Below are 19,349 nucleotides of genomic sequence, written 5' to 3' on the forward strand. Positions count from 1 at the left end.
CCGTTTCCCTACACTGACCGGTCCGGCCATACTGGCCACACGCCCGCGCGCCAGGCCCCACAAGGGCCGCCACGCCAGGCCGCCAATCAGGAGCTCCATCCGATGAATGCACCGCTGCCCGAACACATCCTGAAGGCCCTACAGACGGTCTCTCTGGACGACAAGTACGCGCTGGATTCCGGCCGAGCCTTCATGAGCGGCGTGCAGGCGCTGGTGCGGCTGCCCATGCTGCAACGCACGCGCGACGCGCTGGCCGGCCTGAACACCGCTGGCTTCATCAGCGGCTACCGCGGCTCGCCGCTGGGTACCTATGACCAGGCGCTGTGGGCGGCCAAGAAGCACCTGGCCAAGCAGAACATCGTCTTCCAGCCCGGCGTGAACGAGGAGCTGGGCGCGACGGCCGTGTGGGGCACGCAGCAGCTGGATCTCTTCCCAGAGAAGGCCAAGTTCGACGGCGTGTTCGGCCTCTGGTACGGCAAGGGTCCGGGCGTGGACCGCTGCATCGACGTGTTCAAGCACGCCAACATGGCGGGCACGAGCAAACACGGCGGCGTCATCGCCATCGCCGGTGACGACCACATCGCCAAGAGCTCGACGGCGGCGCACCAGAGCGACCACGTCTTCAAGGCCGTGGGCTTCCCGACCTTCTTCCCCAGCAGCGTGCAGGACATCCTCGACATGGGCTTGCACGCCTTTGCGATGAGCCGCTTCTCGGGGCTGTGGGCGGGCATGAAGACCATCCAGGAGATCGTCGAATCGTCGTCTTCGGTCAGCGTCGACCCCGACCGCGTCAACATCATCCTGCCGGAAGACTTCCAGATGCCGGTCGGTGGCCTGCACATCCGCTGGCCGGACCCGCCGCTCGAGCAAGAGTCGCGGATGATGAATTACAAGTGGTACGCGGCGCTCGCCTACATCCGCGCGAACAAGCTGAACTACAACGTCATCGAAGGTGCCAACGACCGCTTCGGCCTCATCACCAGCGGCAAGGCCTTCAACGACACGCGCCAGGCGCTGCACGACCTGGGCCTGGACGAAGAGACCTGCCGCCGCGTCGGCATCCGCCTGCACAAGGTCAACGTGGTGTGGCCGCTGGAGGCACAGATCACGCGCGACTTCGCCAAGGGCTTGCAGGAGATCCTGGTCGTCGAGGAGAAGCGCCAGATCATCGAATACCAAGTCAAGGAAGAGCTCTACAACTGGCGCGCCGACGTGCGCCCCAATGTGCTCGGCAAGTTCGACGCCGGTGACGGCGGCGAGGGCGGCGAGTGGAGCGTTCCCAACCCCAGTGACCACTGGCTGCTGCGCCCGCAGGCCGATCTGACGCCGGCCATCATTGCCCGCGCCATTGCCAAGCGCCTGAAGAAGCTCGGCGTGGACAGCGACATCGCCGCCCGCCTGGATGCGCGCCTGGCCGTCATCGACGCCAAGGAAAACGCGCTGAAGTCCGAGGAACAGACCGCCGGCGGCGCGGACCGCACGCCCTGGTTCTGCTCCGGCTGCCCGCACAACACGTCAACGCGCGTGCCCGAAGGCAGCCGCGCCGTCGGCGGCATTGGCTGCCACTACATGGTGACCTGGATGCCAGGCCGCAAGACGGCCACCTTCACGCAGATGGGCGGCGAGGGCGTGCCCTGGACGGGCCAGGCGCCGTTCACGAACGAGAAGCACATCTTCTCCAACCTGGGCGACGGCACGTACTTCCACAGCGGCAGCCTGGCCATCCGCCAGAGCATCGCCTCGGGCGTGAACATCACCTACAAGATCCTCTACAACGACGCCGTCGCGATGACCGGCGGCCAGGCCGTGGGCGAGCGCCCCGAGGGCCACACCGTCCTCCAGATCATGAACAGCGTGATCTCGGAAGGCGTGAAGAAGCTGGTCATCGTCACCGACGAGCCAGCCAAATACGAAGGCGTGGCGCTCGCTCCCGGCGTGACGGTGCACCACCGCGACGAGCTGGACGACATCCAGCGCCAGTTCCGCGAGCTGGAAGGCACGACGGTCATCATCTACGACCAGACCTGCGCCACCGAGAAGCGCCGCCGCAGGAAGCGCGGCAAGCTGGTGGACCCGGCCAAGCGCGTCGTCATCAACGAGCTGGTCTGCGAGGGTTGTGGCGACTGCTCGGTGCAGTCCAACTGCCTGTCGGTCGAGCCGCTGGAGACTGACTTCGGCCGCAAGCGCCAGATCAACCAGAACAGCTGCAACAAGGACTATTCCTGCGTGAAGGGCTTCTGCCCCAGCTTTGTCACCGTCGAGGGCGGCGAGCTGAAGAAGCCCAAGAAGGAAGGCCGCAAGAGCCCGTTCGATGCGGCGCTGCCGATGCTGCCGATGCCGGTGGTGCCCAACCCCGAAAAGGCCTGGGGCATCGTCGTCGGCGGCGTGGGCGGCACGGGCGTCATCACCATCGGCCAGTTGCTGGGCATGGCGGCCCATCTGGAAGGCAAGGGCGTCATCACGCAGGACGCCGCGGGCCTGGCACAGAAGGGCGGGGCGACCTGGAGCCATATCCAGATCGCCAACGAGCCCGAGGCGATCTTCTGCACCAAGGTCGGCACCGCAGAGGCCGACCTCGTCATCGCCTGCGACGCCATCGTGGCGGCCAACAAGGCGACGCTGGCCGTCATGCGCGAAGGCCGCACCTACGTCGCACTGAACACCCACGGCTCGCCGACGGCCACGCTGGTCAACGACGCGAACTGGAGCTTCCCCGGCGCGGCCTGCGAGGCGGCGGTGGGCAATGCGGTGGGCCGTGACCACCTCGGTTCGTTCGATGCGGAAGAGGTTGCCGTCAAGCTGGTGGGCGATTCGCTCTACACCAACCCGCTGATGCTGGGCTACGCCTGGCAGCAGGGCCGCATCCCGCTGAGCTACGACGCGCTGATGCGCGCCATCGAGCTGAACGGCGTGCAGGTCGACAACAACAAGGTCGCCTTCGAGTGGGGTCGGCGCTGCGCGCACGACCTCCCGGCCGTGCAGGCGCTGTACGCGGCGCAACAGGTCATCCAGTTCGTCAAGCGCCAGGGCGTGGACGAGATCGTCGCCAAGCGCGTGGACTTCTTGACCGGCTATCAGAACGCCGCCTACGCGGCCGAGTACAAGGCCTTCGTCGACAAGGTGCGCGCTGCCGAAGCGAAGCTGGGCGGCAAGACCACGCTGACCGAAGCCGTGGCGCGCTACCTGTTCAAGCTGATGGCCTACAAGGACGAGTACGAGGTGGCCCGCCTGCACACCGACGCGGCGTTCACCAGCAAGATCGCCGGCATGTTCGAGGGCGACTACAAGGTCGTCCACCACCTGGCGCCGCCGTTGCTGGCAAAGAAGAACTCGCACGGTGAACTGGTGAAGCGGCCTTTTGGCCCATGGATTCGCCCAGCCTTCGGTGTGCTGGCCAAGCTGAAGGGCTTGCGCGGCACGGCCTTCGACGTCTTTGGCTACACCGAGGAGCGCCGCATGGAGCGCCGCTGGATTGCCGACTACCGCGCCGGCGTTGACAAAGCGCTGGCTGGGCTGACGGCCGAGTCGCTGGCCACGGCCGTCGAGCTGGCCCGCGTGCCGGAAGACATTCGCGGCTACGGCCATGTGAAGGCCCGCCACGAGCACGCCGCCAGGGCCAAGTGGGACGCGCTGATCGCGAAGCTCTGACCGTCGCGCCGACGGCGCCCCGCATGACGGTCTCAGGCCGGCATGCGGGGTTCGTCTTTCAGGGCCTTGCCGTGGAGTGCTGGAGCACGATCAGCCAGCGGCCCTCGATGCGCTGGTAGGCAAAGCTGTAGCGCGCCGGCCGCGTCTTCGTCTGGCCGTCGATCTGCTCGGTGAACTCGTATTCGCCCGAACGCACGGCCGTGTCGCCGAACAGCTTCAGGTTGCCGATCATCCAGCGCATGCGTGCCGTCGGCCGCTGCGCCATCTGGTCGAAGAACGACGGCAGTGCCGCGCCTTCTAGCGGCACGGCCGTGTATTCGTCGTCGGTGATCAGCGCGCCCGGGGCGTACAGCTGCTGGAGCCGCCGCGGGTCGCGGCTGTTGTAGGCGTCCTTCCAGTCCTCCAGCGCCCGCATCAGCTCGGGGACGCAGCTGCTGCGTGGGTCGTCACAGCGCAGCGGTGCCGACACGACCACCCTGGGCCCTGTCGTGCAGCCGCTGCCCAGCATGAGCAGCAGCAGGAAGGCCGCAGCGGTGAGCGGTCTGGGCGCCTTGTTGATCATTGCCATGTCGTCTCCGGTGTTCGGTGGGTTGATTGTGAATCTGCCCATCGCGGGGCATTCCCTGAACAGCGCCTCGGCTGGGTTTGCCTAGACTTCGGCCCTTTGCGTCAGGGAGAACCTATGAAAAACATCGTGCGCGGCTTGCTGGCCGCTGTCGGCTTGTGCGTCGGCTTTGTCGCTCATGCGGCCGACGCACCGCCTGCCAAGCCAGCGGAAGACCCCGCCTGGACCGAGGCCAAGGCAGCCGCCAAGACCGGCCCGGCCGACATCGCCATCGCCGGCCAGGCCACGCTGCATCTGCCGGCAGGCCGCGTCTTCATCCCCCAGCCCCAGGCCGGCAAGCTGCTGCGCGCCATGGGCAACCCGGGTGAGCACAACGAGCTGTCGGGCGTCATCTTCCCGGCGGGTCAGGAGCAATGGTTTGCCACGCTGCGCTACATCGCCTCCGGCTATGTGAAGGACGGCGACGCCAAGGAGTGGAAGGCCGACGACATGCTGGCCAGCTTCAAGGAAGGCACCGAGGGCGCCAACGAGGAGCGCAAGAAGATGGGCGTGCCGGCGCTGGAAATCACCGGCTGGGCCGAGGTCCCGGCCTACGAGGCGACGACGCATCGCCTCGTATGGGCCATGAGCTCCAAGGAAAAGGGCGCCCCGGCCGAGGCCGGCCAAGGCGTCAACTACAACACCTACGCGCTGGGCCGCGAGGGCTACCTGAGCCTGAACTTCGTCACCGACCTGAAGGACCTGCCGGCCGAGAAGCCCCAGGCCAAGGCGCTGCTCGGCGCGCTGGAGTTCGACAGCGGCAAGCGCTACGAGGACTTCAACGAGTCCACCGACCACGTTGCCGAATACGGCCTCGCGGCGCTGGTTCTCGGCGTCGGCGCCAAGAAGCTGGGCCTGCTCGCGGTCGCCTTTGCCTTCCTCGCCAAGTTCGCCAAGGTCATCTTTATCGCCGTCATCGGCGGCGGCGCGCTCATCACCAAGTTCTTCAAGCGCGACAAGCCCAGCGAGCCCGCAGCCTGATGCTCAAGCTCCTCGCCCTGCTGTTCACGGGCGCCAAGTTCGGCAAGCTGCTCACCACGGGTGGCAGCATGCTGATCTCGCTGGTGGTCTACGCCTGGATCTACGGCTGGCGCTGAGGAGCCTGGGCGGCAGTGGGCATGGCCCGCGTTGGGGCTGGCAGGGGCGCAGGCAAGGCGCGAGGAGGCCGCGGGCTCGCGCCCGCAACGACGAGCAACGCCGCATGCGCCCCTGCCAGCCCCAACCCGGAGGGCCGGGGCGATTTGCGGCGCCCGGCGGCGTTGCCGGTTCCTTGCGTGGCGCCCGCCACGCCGCGTCACCCGCGCCTTGCCGGGCACCGCAACTCGCCCCGGCGCGGGCCATGCCCACTGCCGCCCAGGCTCCTTGGCCGGCTTCATCGCGCTGCTGTTCGTGCACGAGATGGGCCACTTCATTGCCGCGCGCTACAAGGGACTCAATGTCGGCGCGCCGACCTTCATTCCCTTTGTCGGCGCCTGGGTCGAGCTGAAGGACATGCCGCACGACGCGCAGACCGAGGCCTTCGTCGGTCTCGCGGGCCCGCTGCTGGGCACGGTGGGCGCGACGCTGACCTACCTGCTGGCGCGTAGCTGGGATGCGGATTGGCTTTTGGCCGTGGCCTACAGCGGCTTCTTCCTGAACCTGTTCAACCTGATCCCGATCTCTCCCTTCGACGGCGGCCGCATCACGGCCGTGCTGTCGCCGCGCATCTGGCTGCTGGGCGCCCCCATGCTGGTGGCGCTGTTCTTCTGGCGCCCCAGCCCCATGCTCATCCTGATGGCGCTGCTTGCCTGGCCCCAGCTCATCAAGGCCTGGAAGCACCGCGCCGACAGCGCCGAGGCGCAGACCTACTACGCCGTGCCGGCGGCCGTGAAGTGGGAGTACGCGACCTACTACCTGGTGCTGGCGGCCTACCTCGCCGTCATGTGCCATGACGTGCACGAGATGCTTGCCGTCATGCGGGGCTGACACGAGCATTGCGCGCGAGGGCGCACTACGATCCAGACGCGCCCTGTGCTCGGAGTTCCCCTCATGAACCGCTCCTGCCTGCTGCTGGCCTTGTGCCTGTCCGCCCTGCTGGCGGCGCCGGCCAGCGCTGAGCGGCGCCTTCGCGCCTGTGCCCATCCGGCCGCCCAGCCGATGAGCTGGGAACAGCAGGGCCGCATGCACGGTGTTTGCGTCGAGATGGCACGGCGGGCCTTTGCGGCAGCGGGCTGGACGTTGGAGGTCGAGGCGGTCGGCCCCTGGGCGCGCTGCCAGGCGCTGGTCGAGCGCGGCGACGTGGACGCGATGGTCTGTGCCTTCGACAACCCCAAGCGCCGCGAGTACGCGCTGGTTGTCGAACCCGCCCTGGCGCGCAACGAGGCGGCCCTGTTCGTGCGGCGCGACAGCCCGTTGCGCTTCGACACCTGGACCGATCTGGCCGGCCTGCGGGTCGGCGTCGGCCGAGGTGTCAGCTTTGGCACCGAAATCGACCGGCAGCTGGCTCAACAGGCCCAGGTGGACAACGCGCTCAGCGAAGACCTGAACCTGCGCAAGCTGTTGCTGGGCCGTCTGGACGCGGTGGTGACCGCGCGCGAGGCGGGTGTGCAATTGCTGCGTGCGATGGGTTGCGAGCAGGAGGTGCGCATGCTGCCTCGCGGGCTGGGCGCTGACGGGCTGCATCTGCAGATCTCGCGTCGCTCGCCCGCCGCTGCGGCCACGCCGCAGATCCGCGACTATCTGCAGCAGGCCGACTATCCAGCTGCGCTGCAGCTGCTGCACCGCCAGCAGGCCGAGCTTTATCGTGTGCAGAACCCGCCGCCCGAAGCGGGCCGGTGCGCACGCTGAGGGCGCGTCAAGTCAGGCTTCACCAGACAAGAGCGGCGCCGGCTGCCGTCGCGCCTAGACTGCGCTGCCCATGAGCCCAGCTTCGCACGCACCGAACCGTCAGCGCTGGATGGGCCTGCTGCTGGCGATGCTCGGCGCCATCGGCTTCTCGGGCAAGGCCATCATCGTCAAGCTGGCCTATCGCCATGGCGTGGATGCCATCACGCTGCTGATGTGGCGCATGCTGCTGGCGCTGCCCTTCTTCCTCGCCATGGCCTGGTGGGCCGGCCGGGGCAAGCCGGCGCTGACGCGTCGCGACTGGCGCGACATCGCCGTGCTGGGCTTCACCGGCTACTACCTCGCCAGCTACCTCGACTTCGCCGGCCTGGCCTACATCACGGCCAGCCTTGAGCGGCTCATCCTCTATCTCAACCCGACGTTGGTGCTGCTGCTGTCGGTCGTCTTCTTCCACCACCGGCTGCACGCGCGGCAAGTGATTGCGCTGGGCATCAGCTATGCCGGCGTCGTGGCGGTGTTTGCGCATGAACTCAGCTTCCAGGGTGTCGACACGGCGCTCGGCGCGGCGCTGGTGTTCGCCAGTGCGGTGAGTTATGCGGTCTACCTCTCGCTGAGCGGCAAGGTCGTGCAGCGCCTGGGATCGCTGCGGCTGGCGGGGCTGGCCAGCACGGTGGCCTGCTTGCTGTGCATCGCGCAGTTCGCGTTGCTCAAGCCCTTGTCGACCGCCGCCGTGCCCGAGCCGGTGATGTGGCTGTCGCTGCTGAACGCCACGGCCTGCACGGTGGCGCCGGTGCTGATGGTGATGCTGGCCATCGCCCGCATCGGCGCGCCGCTGTCGTCGCAGGTCGGCATGGTCGGGCCGATGAGCACCATCCTGATGGGCGTCTTTATCCTCGGCGAGCCGATGAACGCGTGGATCGTGTTCGGCACGGCGCTCGTGATGGCCGGTGTGTTCCTCGTCAGTGCATCGAAGCGTTAGCGACCATACAGGTAGCCAGGCAACCAAAGCGTCATCTCCGGCCACACGTACATGAACACCATGCACAGGATGACGATGAGCATGTAGGGCATCATGCCCGCGAAGATCTGGTTCAGCGTCACGTGCGGCGGGCACACGCCCTTCAGGTAGAAGGCCGACATGGCCACCGGCGGGCTCAGGAAGGCGGCCTGCAGGTTCACGAACACCAGCACGCCCCACAGCATGGGGTCGATCTGGAAGTGCGCCAGCAGCGGCAGGAAGATGGGCACGAAGATGACGATGATCTCCGTCCACTCCAGCGGCCAGCCCAGCACGAAGATGATGGCCTGCGACAGCAGCATGAACTGCAGCGGCGTCAGGTCCATGGACATCACCCACTGCTCCACCAGCGCCTGACCGCCSAGCAGCGCGAACACSGCCGAGAACAGCGCCGAGCCGACGAACAGCCARCASACCATGGCCGTCGTCTTGGCGGTCAGGAACACCGCTTCGCGGGTCTTCTTCAGCGTCAGCGCGCCGGCCTGCCAGGCCATCAGGAAGGCGCCCGCCGCGCCGACGGCGGCCGACTCGGTGGCAGTGGTGATGCCGAACAGGATGACGCCCAGCACGACCAGCGTCAGGATGCCCAGCGGCATCACCGACGACACCAGCATGGTGAGGATCTCGTACTGCTCGGCGTCAAAGCGCCAGTAGTACCAGGCCAGCAGCACGGCCGTCAGCACGCAGACGATGGCGAAGCCGGTGTAGAAACCCTGGGGCACGGCCTCGGGGCCGGGCGCCGCGCTGACCGCGCCGCCCATGCGTTGCAGCGGCTCGTCTGCGGCGGGCTTGGCCGCGCCGGGTTCGGCGAGGGCGCCGGGCGGCTCGCTGAGGCTGGTGGACGCACCGGGGGGTTCTTGCAGGCCGCCGCTGGCGCCTGGGGGCTCGGCCAGGCCGCCTGATGGGCTGAGTGGCTCCTGCAAGCCGCCCGACGCGGCGGGCGCGTCCAGCTTCTGCATCACCGCCGCAGGCGCGGCGGCCTCGGTCTTCTGCGAGTAGATGGTGACGTACCACCACGTCGTGCCCAGGCAGACCAGCGCCAGCCATAACGGCACCAGTGCGCGCAGCAGGTTGCCGGCCAGGCGCGGCCAGCTCAAGGGTGCGGCGGCCGGTGCCAGCACGGCCTTGCACAGTGCCCAGAGCATGCGCGGCGAATAGCGTTCCGCCAGCGCCGCGATGGCCGGCGAGATCGGCGCGCGCTGCTGCTCCAGCGGCAGTTGCGGCGCGATCTTGGGGTTGAGCATGGCCCAGCCGATCACGTAGACCAGATACAGAAAGGCCAGGAAGAAGCCGGGGAACATCGCTGCCGCATAAAGCTTGACGACCGACTGCCCGGCCACCGCCGCGTAGACGATGATCATCACGGACGGCGGGATCAGGATGCCCAGCGTGCCACCGGCCGTGATGACGCCCGCAGCCAGCCGCGTGTCGTAGCCGGCCTTGAGCATGGGCCGCATCGCGATGACGCCCATCAGCACGACGACGGCGCCGACCAGCCCGCTGGCAATGCCCCAGAAGGTGCAGATGACCAGCGTCGTCACGGCCAGCGAACCGGGCAGGCGGCGGAAGGCCAGCTGCACGCTGTGGAACATTTTGTCCACCAGCGCGCCGCGCTCCATCACATAGCCCATCAGCACGAACAGCGGTATCGACAGCAGCGTGTCGTTGTTCATGGCCCCGTAGGCGCGCTGCACCATCAGGTCGAAGATGCGGTTGTCCAGCCAGGGCTGGCCGGGGTCGTAGAAGGCGACGAAGCCGAACATCATGCCCAGACCCATCAGCGTGAACGCCGTCGGGAAGCCCAGCAGGATGACGACGACGATGAGGCTGAGCATGGTCAGGCCAAGGGCGGCGTTACTCATGCTGGGAGCCTCCGGTGGCGCGCGAGCGCGCGGCGTCGTCGATGGTTTTGGTGCGCTCGATGGCCTCGCGGGCGGCGTCGGCATCCACATGCGTGCTGGCCGCCAGCTGCTGCTCGACGACGTCGATCTCCTCGGCGTCCTTGAGGCGCGGCGTCCACTCGCCGGTGCGGATGCAGACGATGCAGCGCAGTATCTCGGACAGGCCCTGCATCATGACCATCGCCCCGGCCAGCGGGATGATGGCCTTGAAGGGGTAGACCGGCAGCGGCGTGGCGTTGAACGTCGTCTCGTGGATGCGCAGCGAGTCGCCGAAGTAGGTCCAGCCGCTCCAGGTCAGCGCGCCGATGCCGGGCAGGAAGAAGAGGATGTAGAGCAGCAGGTCCAGCCAGGCCTGGGTGCGCGGCTGCATGCGGCCGTAGAGGAAGTCGCCGCGCACATGGCCGTCATGCGCCAGCGCATAGGCGCCGCCCATCATGAACAGCGTGCCGTAGAGCATGTTGCTGGCGTCGAAGATCCAGGCCGTCGGCATGTTCAGGATGTAGCGCTTGAACACCTCGGCCACCACCAGCAGCATCAGCACGACGATCAGCCAGGCGAAGGCCTTGCCGACCCAGGTGCTGATGCCGTCCACCCGGTGCAACAGCTTTTGCACTTCCATCGCGTCACCCTCACGAAGGACAGGCCCCGCAGGGCCCGTCGAATCACATGGTCAGCCTGCCTTCAGCCCTTGCGGCCAAAGTAGTGGTTCCAGGCCATCTTGAAGTCGACGAGATAGTCGTTCTGCCATTGCCCGGCACGCTGGGCGAAGGCGCGCTGGCTGTCCAGCACCTTCTTGAACAGCGCGTTGTCGGCCGACTTCTTGGCGACCACCTTGTCCCAGGACTCGAGCTGGTTGCGCAGGATGGCGTCGGGCGTCTTGTAGAAGGCCACGCCGGCCTTTTTCATGTCGGCGTAGTCCTTGGAGTTGCGGTCGATGGCCTTCCAGCTCATGTCGGCGCTGGACGCCTGCACCGCGTAGTCGATGATCTTCTTCAGCTCGGCGGGCAGCGCGTTGTACTTGCCTTTGTTGAAGAGGATCTCGAACTGCTCGGTGCTCTGGTGGAAGCTCTGCAACATGCAGTTCTTGGCCACGTCCGGGAAGCCCAGGATGCGGTCGCTCGACGCGTTGTTGAACTCGGCCGCGTCGATGAGGCCGCGGTCCAGTGCCGCCACGATCTCGCCGCCCGGCAGCGGGTTCACGGCCGCGCCTTGCTCGGTGTAGAGGTCCACCGCCAGGCCCACGGTGCGGAACTTGACGCCCTTCATCTGCTCCAGGTTGGCCACCGGCTTCTTGAACCAGCCATAGGGCTGAGTCGGCATCGGGCCGTAGAGGAAGGACACCACGTCCATGTTGATGGACTTGTAGATCTCCTCCAGCAGCGCCTCGCCGCCGCCGTAGTTGTGCCATGACAGCAGCATGTTCGGGTCCATGCCGAAGCCGGGGCCCGAGCCCCACAGCGCCAGCGCCGAGTTCTTGCCGTAGTGGTAGGCCACCACGCCGTGGCCGCCGTCCAGCGTGCCCTTGTTGACGGCCTCCAGCAGCTGGAAGGCCGGCACCACGGAGCCCGCCGGCAGCACCTCGATCTTGAGGCGCCCGCCCGCCATGTCGTTGACCTTCTTGGCGAAGTCCTGGGCGTACTCGTGGAAGATGTCTTTCGCCGGCCAGGTCGACTGGAAGCGCAGGCTGACGGTCTGCGCGGTCGAGATCATCGGTGCCGCCAGGGCGCCTGCCCCGACGGTGGTGGCAGCGGCGCGCTTGATGAAGCGGCGGCGCGCGGTGGGTTTCTGGGTCATGGGCTTGTCTCCAAATGGATGTGTTTTGACTGCGCCTCAAACAGAACCTGCGGCCGGGCGCGCTGGCCGCCGTGCCCGACTGTCTGGCCGCGCCCTTGCTGCGCGCAACTGGGTCAAACCCAGTGGTGGCGCGGGTCATCTCAAGAGTCCGCGTCGCAGCGATTCAAATTCGCTGAACAATGGCGACAAGGTCGGTGAACCGCCTGCCACTCAGCGAGGAACACACTGCGAGCCATGATGAGCACTGCCACCCGCTACACCCCCGTCGCCGTCGTGCTGCACTGGCTGATGGCCCTGGCCATCATCGGCAGCTTCTGCGTCGGCCTCTACATGGCCGACCTGCCGTTCTCGCTGACTCGGCTCAAGCTCTACAACTGGCACAAGTGGGCCGGCGTGACCATCCTCGCCCTGGCCGCCGTGCGCCTGCTGTGGCGCCTGACGCACCGCCCGCCGGCCGACCTGCCCATGCCCGCCTGGCAGGCCTTTGCTGCGCATGCCACGCACAACCTGCTCTACGTCGCTTTCTTCGCCGTGCCGCTGCTGGGCTGGGCCTACAGTTCGGCCGCAGGCTTCCCCATCGTCTGGTTCGGCGTGCTGCCGCTGCCGGACTTCGTGCCCAAGGACAAGGCGCTGGCCGATACCTTGAAGGAACTCCACAAGTTCGCCGCCTACGGCCTGGCCTTGCTCGTGCTGGCCCATGTCGCCGGCGCCCTCAAGCACCGCTTCATCGACCGCGACGGGCTGCTCGCCCGCATGTCGCTGCGCCGCTCCTGAACAGGAATCCCACATGACCAAACTCCTCTCCGCGCTGCTGCTCGCCGCGGCTCTCGTTCCGGCCCACGCCGCCACGCTGCAGGCCGACAAGAGCGACCTCAGCTTCACCTTCAAGCAGATGGGCGTGCCGGTGGACGGCAAGTTCAAGAAGTTCGAAGCCCAGCTGGACTTCGACCCCAAGAAGCCCGAGACCGGCAAGATCGCCTTCACGGTCGACCTGGGCAGCGTGTCGCTCGGCGACGCCAGCTTCGACGCCGAGCTGGCCAAGACGCCCTGGTTCGACACCAAGCGCAACGGCAAGGCCACATTTGTGTCCAGCGGCATCAAGGCCACCGGCGCCGGCAAGTACGACGTGGCCGGCAAGCTGACCATCAAGGGGGCCGTGCGCGATGTCGTCGTGCCCATCACGCTCAATGGCGGCGTGGCGCAGGGCAGCCTGCCCATCAAGCGCCTGGACTTCAAGATCGGCGACGGCGAATGGGCCGACACCTCGGTCGTTGCCAACGATGTAACCGTCAAATTCAAGCTTGCCTTTGCTGGCATCTAACCTCTTTCTTTCCCCACCCCCGGAGCCTTACCAATGAAGAACGCCCTGCTGCTCACCGCCCTGCTTGCCGCCGCTGGCGCCGCTCAAGCCCAAAGCGCCACCTATGCCATCGACCCGACCCACACCGCGGTCACCTTCGAGGCCAAGCACTTCGGCACCAGCACGCTGCGCGGCCGCTGGGACAAGAAGGAAGGCAGCGTCACGCTGGACAAGGCCGCCAAGACCGGCAAGGTCGAGTTCACGATCGACATGGCCTCCATCACCACCGGCACGCTGCCCTTCGACGGCCACCTGAAGAGCAAGGACTTCTTCGCCGTCGAGGAGTTCCCGACGGCCAAGTTCGTCGGTGACAAGTTCACCTTCAACGGCGACAAGGTCACCAGCGTTGCCGGCGAGCTGACGATCCGCGGCAAGACCAACCCGGTCACGCTGACGGCCAATGGCTTTGGCTGCTACGACAACCCGCGCCTGAAGCGCGAGGTCTGCGGCGGCGACTTCGAGACCACCATCATGCGCAGCCAGTTCGGCATCAACTACGCACTGCCCGCCGTCACGCCGGACGCCATCCGCCTGCTGATCCAGGTCGAGGCCATCAAGCAGTAAGCGCTGCTGGCCCCCGCATGAGCCCGCTTCGGCGGGCTTTTTGCTGGGCGGTTGACGCCTGTCCGTGGCGTATTCACGGGGCCGTCACCAGGGCGTCACGCCGGGCCGGACGGCCTGTCGCGCACCCATGCAGTTCGTCACCCGTACCGGCCGGCGCGTCGCTCTGACGCAACGCGCCCCAAGGCCCCTGCTTACAGTGGCCCCAACGACGACAAAACGGCCATGACTCCCTCCTTCACCCCCAGCCCCCAGCAAAAGCTCTGGCTTGAGCGCTGGCAGCGCCTTTCGGCCACCGTGCTGCGCTACTTCCACGCCTACGCCGGCTGGCTGGTCGGCATCAGCTGGAAGCGCTTCGTGCTGCTGGCGCTGGCGCTGCTGATCGGTGTCAACGTGCTGAAAAACCTGCCGCCCTTCACCTGGCGCATCAGCGAGCAGGTCGAGGAGCAGGACCAGGGCGACGCGCGCCGCCAGCTCAAGAAGGCCGCCGAGAAGGCCAAGCATGCCGCCGAGCAGGCCAAGAAGGCCGCCAAGAACGTGCCCTACGAGCTGAAGGTCGACGAGCGCGGCGTGCACATCCGCCCCGTGCCGGCGGCCTCCGGTGCCAGCGCCGCTGACGGGGACGCGCCCGCCATCGAGATCGATTTCCCCAAGAGCGCCAAGCCCGAGGACATCAGCGCCGCGCTGGACGAGGCCAAGGACAAGCTGAAGCAGCTCAAGAACGACGCCGACGAGGTGCGCCAAGCGCAGGAGCAGGCCGCCGACGCCCAGCGGGCGCTGGAGGAGGCGACGGCTGACGTCAACGAGGCCAAGTCCGAGTCCCGCCGCAGGGTCACCGTCATCCGCATGGGCGACTCGATGGTCGACCTGGCCATCCTGTGGGTGCTGGCTTCCGCCGTCATCAAGGCCATGTACAAGGGCCGCATCCAGGCCGAGGTGAAGGCGGCCCAGGCCACCGAGAACGCCGAGAGCGAGGCGCTGAAGCGCCAGGTCATCGAGGCCCGCATGGCCGCGATGCAGGCGCAGGTCGAGCCGCACTTCCTGTTCAACACGCTGGCCAGCATCGACCACCTCATCGAGACCGACCCGCCCACTGCCAGCAAGATGCAGAAGAACCTCATCGCGCTGCTGCGGGCCTCCATGCCCACCATGCGCGAGGCCAACGCCAACGGCGCGGTGCGCGACCTCGGCCGAGAGCTCGCCGTCATCAAGCCCTACCTTGAGATCCTGAAGATGCGCATGGAAGAGCGCCTGCAGACCGAGATCGCCGTGCCCGACGGCCTGATGTCTGCCGAGTTCCCGCCCATGATGATCCAGGGCCTGGTGGAAAACGCCATCAAGCACGGCCTGGAGCCCAAGGCCGAGGGCGGCAAGCTCACCGTCAAGGCCGAGATCCTGCACGGCAAGCTCGCCGTCACCGTGGCCGACACCGGCCTGGGCTTCGGCCGCGCCGCCACCAGCGGCACCGGTGTGGGTCTGGCCAACATCCGCGAACGCCTGCAGCTGCTGCACGGCAACCGCGCCAGCGTCACCGTCACCGAGAACCAACCCAGCGGCACGGTCGTCACGATCACCGTGCCCTATCGCAGCCGCAACGACGAAGGAGTCGCATCATGAAGACCTTGTTCAAGATCCTGTTCATCGGCACCGCGCTGATGGTCCTGATGGCGATGTTCGGCGGCTTCGCGCTGCTCAACCACCACGGCCCCGACATGCACATCGTGCTGGACGACGGCGAGTTCTTCTTCGGCGGCAGCGACTTCGGCGACTGGCTGGGCGCCAGCATCGGCCTCTTCGTCGCCGGCCTCGTCTGCGTCATCGTGCTGCCGCTGGTGCTGCTGCTGGGCGTAGCCTTGCCGCTGCTCATCGTCGGCGGTGTGCTGACGGTGGTCGTCGCCAGCCTGCTGGGCGTCGGCGCGCTGCTGGGCTCGCCGGTCATCCTGCTGGGCCTGCTGCTCTTCGTCGTGCTGCGCAACCGCCGCCGTGCGAACGCCGCAGCGGCGCGGACCGAGCCGGTCTGATCTAGCATCGCGGCCATGAGCAATGCACCCATCCGCGCCGTTCTGGCCGACGACGAACGACTGATGCGCGAACAGCTGCGCAGCCGCCTCACCGAGGTCTGGCCCGAGCTGGAGATCGTCGCCGAGGCCAAGAACGGTCTCGAAGCCGTGGAACTGACGAAGGAGCACAAGCCCGACCTCGTCTTCCTCGACATCCGCATGCCCGGCCTGACGGGCGTGGACGCCGCCCGCCAGATCGCCCAGCTGCCGGAAGATGACGACTGGCTCGTGCCCGAGATCGTCTTCATCACCGCCTACGACCAATACGCCGTCGAGGCCTTCGAGCAGGGCGTGGCCGATTACGTGCTCAAGCCCGCCGAGCGCGAGCGCCTGCAGCTGACGGTGGCGCGCATCAAGAAGCGGCTGGCTCAGCGTGAAGGCGCCGAAGCGGTCGAGACCTCATCCGCGCCGCTGCAGCAGCTGCTGCACAAGCTCAGCGCCCAGGTCAGCGGTGGCGGAGGCAAGCCGAGCTATCTGCAATGGATTCAGGCGACGGTCGGCCAGGCCATCCAGATGATCCCGGTCGACGACGTGCTGTTCTTCATCAGCGACGAGAAGTACACCCGCGTGCAGACGGCCAAGGTCGAGGCGCTGATCCGCAAGCCCATCAAGGAGCTGGTGGACGAACTGGACCCGCAGGTGTTCTGGCAGGTGCACCGCTCAACGCTCGTCAACGCGCGGGCCATCGACGGCATCACGCGCGATTTCCGCGGCCGCCAGCTGGTGGGCGTGAAGGGGCTGACGGAGAAGCTGGAAGTGAGCCGGAGCTACACGCACTTGTTCAAGGGCATGTAGTCCGTTCTGGGTGGACGCAGAAGCGCGGGCAGGCCTGATGCTTCGTGTCCCCCGGCCCGCTGCGCGAGCCTCCTCCTTTACCTTCGCATCAGGCCTACCCGCACTCCTGCTTGGCGCTGCATTTGTCTATCGCCGCGAAGCACCGCTGGTGGATAAGCCGGGATGCGGCTGCGCAATTGCGCAGGTAAAGGAGGAGGTCGCGCAGCGGCCGGGGGACACGGAGCAATTGCGTGCAGCCGCGTCCCGGCTACAGCACACCCGTCAAACCTCACATTCAGGCGCCAGACAGCGTTGGGGTTGCCGCCTCAACCTACTGAGGTTGACGGCCGGTGTCAGCGAGGGTCAGAGCCTCAGTCCTTCATCCGGGCCACCATGTCGGTGAAAACCAGTTGTCGCTCTCCGTCCACCAACTTGCTCCTTGTGCCAATTGGGTAGTCGACAAGATTCGCGCGCTTGACGGTCCACGCATCTCTGCGCATTGGCTCGCCAATGCTTGACGTCACTTCCATTGCTCCGCGCCATATGCCAGCCAATGCCAAGCCAGGCAGCGCGCTCTTGCAGCGTCGCTGAAACTCAGGAATGCGCTCAAGCGGAACGTTCGTGTAGTCATCGAGAAGAACGAAGTACCTCGAGCCGATCTTCAAAGAAGTTGCAAACCCAAACTCAATGAGCTGGCCAGCCGTCGCGCTCTTGATGCCCTCGATCACTCGGCCTTTGTATCGTGCACCGCAGCTTTCTCGCCCAGCTTCCACGACTCGGCCGTCCAGCACCTCAACGACAGCGACAACACTGGAACGTCTATAGAGCTCCCGCAACGGGATCGAAGTCTCAATAGAAGCCGCAGCGCCGGTTGCGATGACCAGTGCAAGTAATGCTCCCAAGATCCGAGAAGGCATAAGGCTCGATCTTAGGTAAGGCCCAGAGCATCTCAGCGGCCACGCAAGGCGTTCAAAGCTTCACCGGCCCCGCCACATCCCCACCCGACACCGCCGCCCGCGCCAGCTGCTGACGCACGCGGTCCACATAGCCATCCGCGCGCTGCAACTGCGCCTCGATGAGCTTGTTGTTCGCGCCCATGGTCGCGATCGCCTTGGAGCGGAAGTTGTCCATCGCGTCCATGGCCTGGAAGGTCTGGTCGAACATGGACTGGATCTGCTCGATGCCCAGCATCGGGTTGGACGCGAACTCGGCTGTCTGGTCGACGTGCTGGTTCAGCGCCTGGCCAGTCTGGTTGATGAGGTTGCCGATGGTCGAGTTGACGCCTTGCAGCATTTTCATGACCTCGATCTGGTTGCCGGTGGCGCGCGCCACGGTCTGGGCCACGGCCAGGGCGCTCATGCCGGTGGTGGCGACGCGGTCGCAGCCGATCATCATTTCGCGGCCGGTCTTCTTCAGCACGTCCAGCGCCAGGTAGCCGTTCACGCAGACGGCCTGCTGGGTCTGGATGTCGGCCAGGTTCTGGCGCGCGTAGAACAGCACTTCCTGCTCCAGCGCCTTGGCCTTGATCGGGTCGGTCGATTGCAGCGCCTGCACGCGTTCGGCCAGCCGCGTGTCCAGCGTGCGGGCAAAGCGCGCCGCTGCGGCGAGGGACTGCATCGCCTCCCACAGCTTGCCGCGCGTGGACTCGATGTCGATGACGTCCTTCTGGATGCCGTCCTTGGCCGCGTAGAGCTGGGTCATGCTCGTCTGCAGCTGGCCGGCGGCGCTCTCAAACTTGCGGAAGTAGGCTTCCAGCTTGTTGCCGAAGGGGATCAACCCGAGCAGCTTGCGCGGCTGCAGCAGGTCGCCGTCCTTGCCGGGGTTGAGGTCGTCGAGCTGACCGCGGATGGCGGCGATGGCCTGGTAGGCCGGCGTGTCCGTCGCGCCGACGAAGTTGCGCTGCATCAGGCTGCCCTGCATCAGGCTGGCGGCCAGGCTGATCTCCTGGCGGCCGAGCTGGAAGGCGCTGTCCAGCTTGGCCTTGAAGGGCTCGCTGTGCAGGTCTTCCTTCTCCAGCGCGTCGATGAAGCGCTGCACCTGTTGGTCAACCTGGGTGGCCACCTCGGGCTTGAGCGGCACGGCCTCGACGGCCTGCGGCGGTTCGATGGGCGTGATGACCTCGGGCGCGGTCAGCGTGAAGGCGGGCTTGGTGATGGTGTCGCTCATGGTGTCTTGGCTCCGAACTTTTGCTTCAGGAATTCGCTGTGCCGCAGGAAGGCCTGGGCGTCCTGCCCGGCCAGGTCATCGCCCAGCTGCTCGACCTTGCCCTCCAGCTCGGCCAGCACGCCTTCGAAGGTGGCCTGCGCCGTCATGCCGTTGCTGAGCAGCTTCTTGGTGGCGAACTGCGGCGGGATGCTGAGATAAGTGTTGAGCGCATCGGGCAGATAGCTGATGGCGATGTGGCGCGCATGGAAGCTCTCCTGCAAAGGCAACTGGCCCTTGCTGCGCTCCCACTGGTCGAGCAGGGCTTCGAGCTTGCTGCACAGGTGCTGGATGCGCGTGGCCAGCGGGCCGGGAATGCGTTGGCCTGGGTTGTGCTCGGTGAGCCGCCGCACGCCGCCGAGCGCCCGGCTCATGGCCTCGCGGGCATCGCCCTCGTCCTTGAACTCCAGTGCCTCCCACTCGGCCTCCTTGAAGCTGGGCCAGCCCCACCACATGGCACCCACGACGAGGCCGCCGGCATAGCCCAGCGCTGCCACGCCCAGCCCCAGGCCGCCGAGCAGGCCCAGCGCCTTCAGCACCAGCACGGCGGTTGCAGCGAGCAGGCCGCACCAGTTGGCCGGTGCATTGAGCCATCTGAACAAGG

The 19,349-nt window shown here is 66.8% G+C and carries 18 protein-coding genes; 11 read left to right on the forward strand and 7 right to left on the reverse strand.

Annotated features, from left to right (window positions below):
* Positions 1-102 precede the first annotated feature (102 nt).
* The gene (locus ACXRVZ_RS06890; RefSeq protein ID WP_457420346.1) at positions 103-3,648 is read left to right on the forward strand and encodes an indolepyruvate ferredoxin oxidoreductase family protein; all 3,546 of its coding nucleotides are present in this window, start codon (positions 103-105) and stop codon (positions 3,646-3,648) included.
* A 58-nt stretch (positions 3,649-3,706) separates the two neighbouring features.
* Here the strand turns inward: ACXRVZ_RS06890 and ACXRVZ_RS06895 are convergent, their stop codons facing one another.
* Positions 3,707-4,216: a DUF4440 domain-containing protein gene (locus ACXRVZ_RS06895; protein ID WP_457420348.1), complete on the reverse strand. Its 510-nt coding sequence runs from the start codon at positions 4,214-4,216 to the stop codon at positions 3,707-3,709.
* Between the two features lie 114 nt (positions 4,217-4,330).
* On the opposite strand from ACXRVZ_RS06895, the gene ACXRVZ_RS06900 reads away from it, so the two are divergent.
* The 4 genes from ACXRVZ_RS06900 (at position 4,331) to ACXRVZ_RS06915 (ending at position 8,054) form a co-directional block, all read left to right on the forward strand.
* Positions 4,331-5,233 carry a DUF2167 domain-containing protein gene (locus ACXRVZ_RS06900; RefSeq protein WP_457420350.1) on the forward strand — a complete coding sequence of 301 codons (903 nt, stop codon included), beginning with the start codon at positions 4,331-4,333 and terminating at the stop codon, positions 5,231-5,233.
* A 381-nt stretch (positions 5,234-5,614) separates the two neighbouring features.
* Positions 5,615-6,217, forward strand: a complete 603-nt coding sequence (locus ACXRVZ_RS06905) for a metalloprotease (RefSeq protein WP_458232271.1) — start codon at positions 5,615-5,617, stop codon at positions 6,215-6,217.
* Between the two features lie 63 nt (positions 6,218-6,280).
* Positions 6,281-7,078, forward strand: a complete 798-nt coding sequence (locus tag ACXRVZ_RS06910; RefSeq protein ID WP_457420352.1) for a substrate-binding periplasmic protein — start codon at positions 6,281-6,283, stop codon at positions 7,076-7,078.
* A gap of 70 nt (positions 7,079-7,148) precedes the next feature.
* A complete protein-coding gene (locus ACXRVZ_RS06915; protein WP_457420354.1) occupies positions 7,149-8,054 on the forward strand; it encodes a DMT family transporter in 906 nt (301 codons plus the stop codon).
* Here ACXRVZ_RS06915 and ACXRVZ_RS06920 read toward each other — a convergent pair.
* The 3 genes from ACXRVZ_RS06920 to ACXRVZ_RS06930 form a co-directional block, all read right to left on the reverse strand.
* Positions 8,051-9,955: a TRAP transporter large permease subunit gene (locus ACXRVZ_RS06920; RefSeq protein ID WP_457420356.1), complete on the reverse strand. Its 1,905-nt coding sequence runs from the start codon at positions 9,953-9,955 to the stop codon at positions 8,051-8,053. The two genes, ACXRVZ_RS06915 and ACXRVZ_RS06920, sit on opposite strands and share 4 nt — an antisense overlap.
* Positions 9,948-10,613, reverse strand: a complete 666-nt coding sequence (locus ACXRVZ_RS06925) for a TRAP transporter small permease subunit (protein ID WP_457420358.1) — start codon at positions 10,611-10,613, stop codon at positions 9,948-9,950. The genes ACXRVZ_RS06920 and ACXRVZ_RS06925 overlap by 8 nt, the downstream gene beginning before the upstream one ends.
* 62 nt (positions 10,614-10,675) lie before the next feature.
* Positions 10,676-11,788: a TRAP transporter substrate-binding protein gene (locus tag ACXRVZ_RS06930; protein ID WP_457420360.1), complete on the reverse strand. Its 1,113-nt coding sequence runs from the start codon at positions 11,786-11,788 to the stop codon at positions 10,676-10,678.
* A 237-nt stretch (positions 11,789-12,025) separates the two neighbouring features.
* Here ACXRVZ_RS06930 and ACXRVZ_RS06935 point away from each other — a divergent pair, with 237 nt between their 5' ends.
* The 6 genes from ACXRVZ_RS06935 to ACXRVZ_RS06960 all read left to right on the forward strand — a co-directional run bounded on the left by ACXRVZ_RS06935 (position 12,026) and on the right by ACXRVZ_RS06960 (position 16,564).
* Complete coding sequence (locus ACXRVZ_RS06935; protein WP_457420362.1) at positions 12,026-12,562, forward strand: cytochrome b; 537 nt, start codon at positions 12,026-12,028, stop codon at positions 12,560-12,562.
* 13 nt (positions 12,563-12,575) lie between these two features.
* Entirely contained in the window at positions 12,576-13,109 is a 534-nt protein-coding gene (locus tag ACXRVZ_RS06940; RefSeq protein ID WP_457420364.1) for a YceI family protein, read from the forward strand.
* A gap of 33 nt (positions 13,110-13,142) precedes the next feature.
* Complete coding sequence (locus tag ACXRVZ_RS06945) at positions 13,143-13,712, forward strand: YceI family protein (RefSeq protein ID WP_457420366.1); 570 nt, start codon at positions 13,143-13,145, stop codon at positions 13,710-13,712.
* Between the two features lie 222 nt (positions 13,713-13,934).
* A complete protein-coding gene (locus tag ACXRVZ_RS06950) occupies positions 13,935-15,326 on the forward strand; it encodes a sensor histidine kinase (RefSeq protein ID WP_457420368.1) in 1,392 nt (463 codons plus the stop codon).
* Complete coding sequence (locus ACXRVZ_RS06955; RefSeq protein WP_457420370.1) at positions 15,323-15,730, forward strand: hypothetical protein; 408 nt, start codon at positions 15,323-15,325, stop codon at positions 15,728-15,730. Before ACXRVZ_RS06950 ends, ACXRVZ_RS06955 begins: the two co-directional genes overlap by 4 nt.
* Positions 15,731-15,745: 15 nt before the next feature.
* A complete protein-coding gene (locus tag ACXRVZ_RS06960; protein ID WP_457420372.1) occupies positions 15,746-16,564 on the forward strand; it encodes a LytR/AlgR family response regulator transcription factor in 819 nt (272 codons plus the stop codon).
* 350 nt (positions 16,565-16,914) lie between these two features.
* Here the strand turns inward: ACXRVZ_RS06960 and ACXRVZ_RS06965 are convergent, their stop codons facing one another.
* The 3 genes from ACXRVZ_RS06965 to ACXRVZ_RS06975 are packed head-to-tail and all read right to left on the reverse strand — an operon-like array spanning position 16,915 to position 19,347.
* Positions 16,915-17,460, reverse strand: coding sequence for a hypothetical protein (locus ACXRVZ_RS06965; RefSeq protein ID WP_458232272.1), 546 nt, complete (start codon positions 17,458-17,460; stop codon positions 16,915-16,917).
* A gap of 52 nt (positions 17,461-17,512) precedes the next feature.
* Positions 17,513-18,709 (reverse strand): toxic anion resistance protein, encoded by a 1,197-nt coding sequence (locus tag ACXRVZ_RS06970; protein WP_457420376.1) that lies wholly within the window; start codon positions 18,707-18,709, stop codon positions 17,513-17,515.
* Positions 18,706-19,347 carry a hypothetical protein gene (locus tag ACXRVZ_RS06975; RefSeq protein WP_457420378.1) on the reverse strand — a complete coding sequence of 214 codons (642 nt, stop codon included), beginning with the start codon at positions 19,345-19,347 and terminating at the stop codon, positions 18,706-18,708. The genes ACXRVZ_RS06970 and ACXRVZ_RS06975 overlap by 4 nt, the downstream gene beginning before the upstream one ends.
* Between the last annotated feature and the right edge of the window lie 2 nt (positions 19,348-19,349).

This window comes from Roseateles sp. P5_E8 (assembly GCF_054177665.1).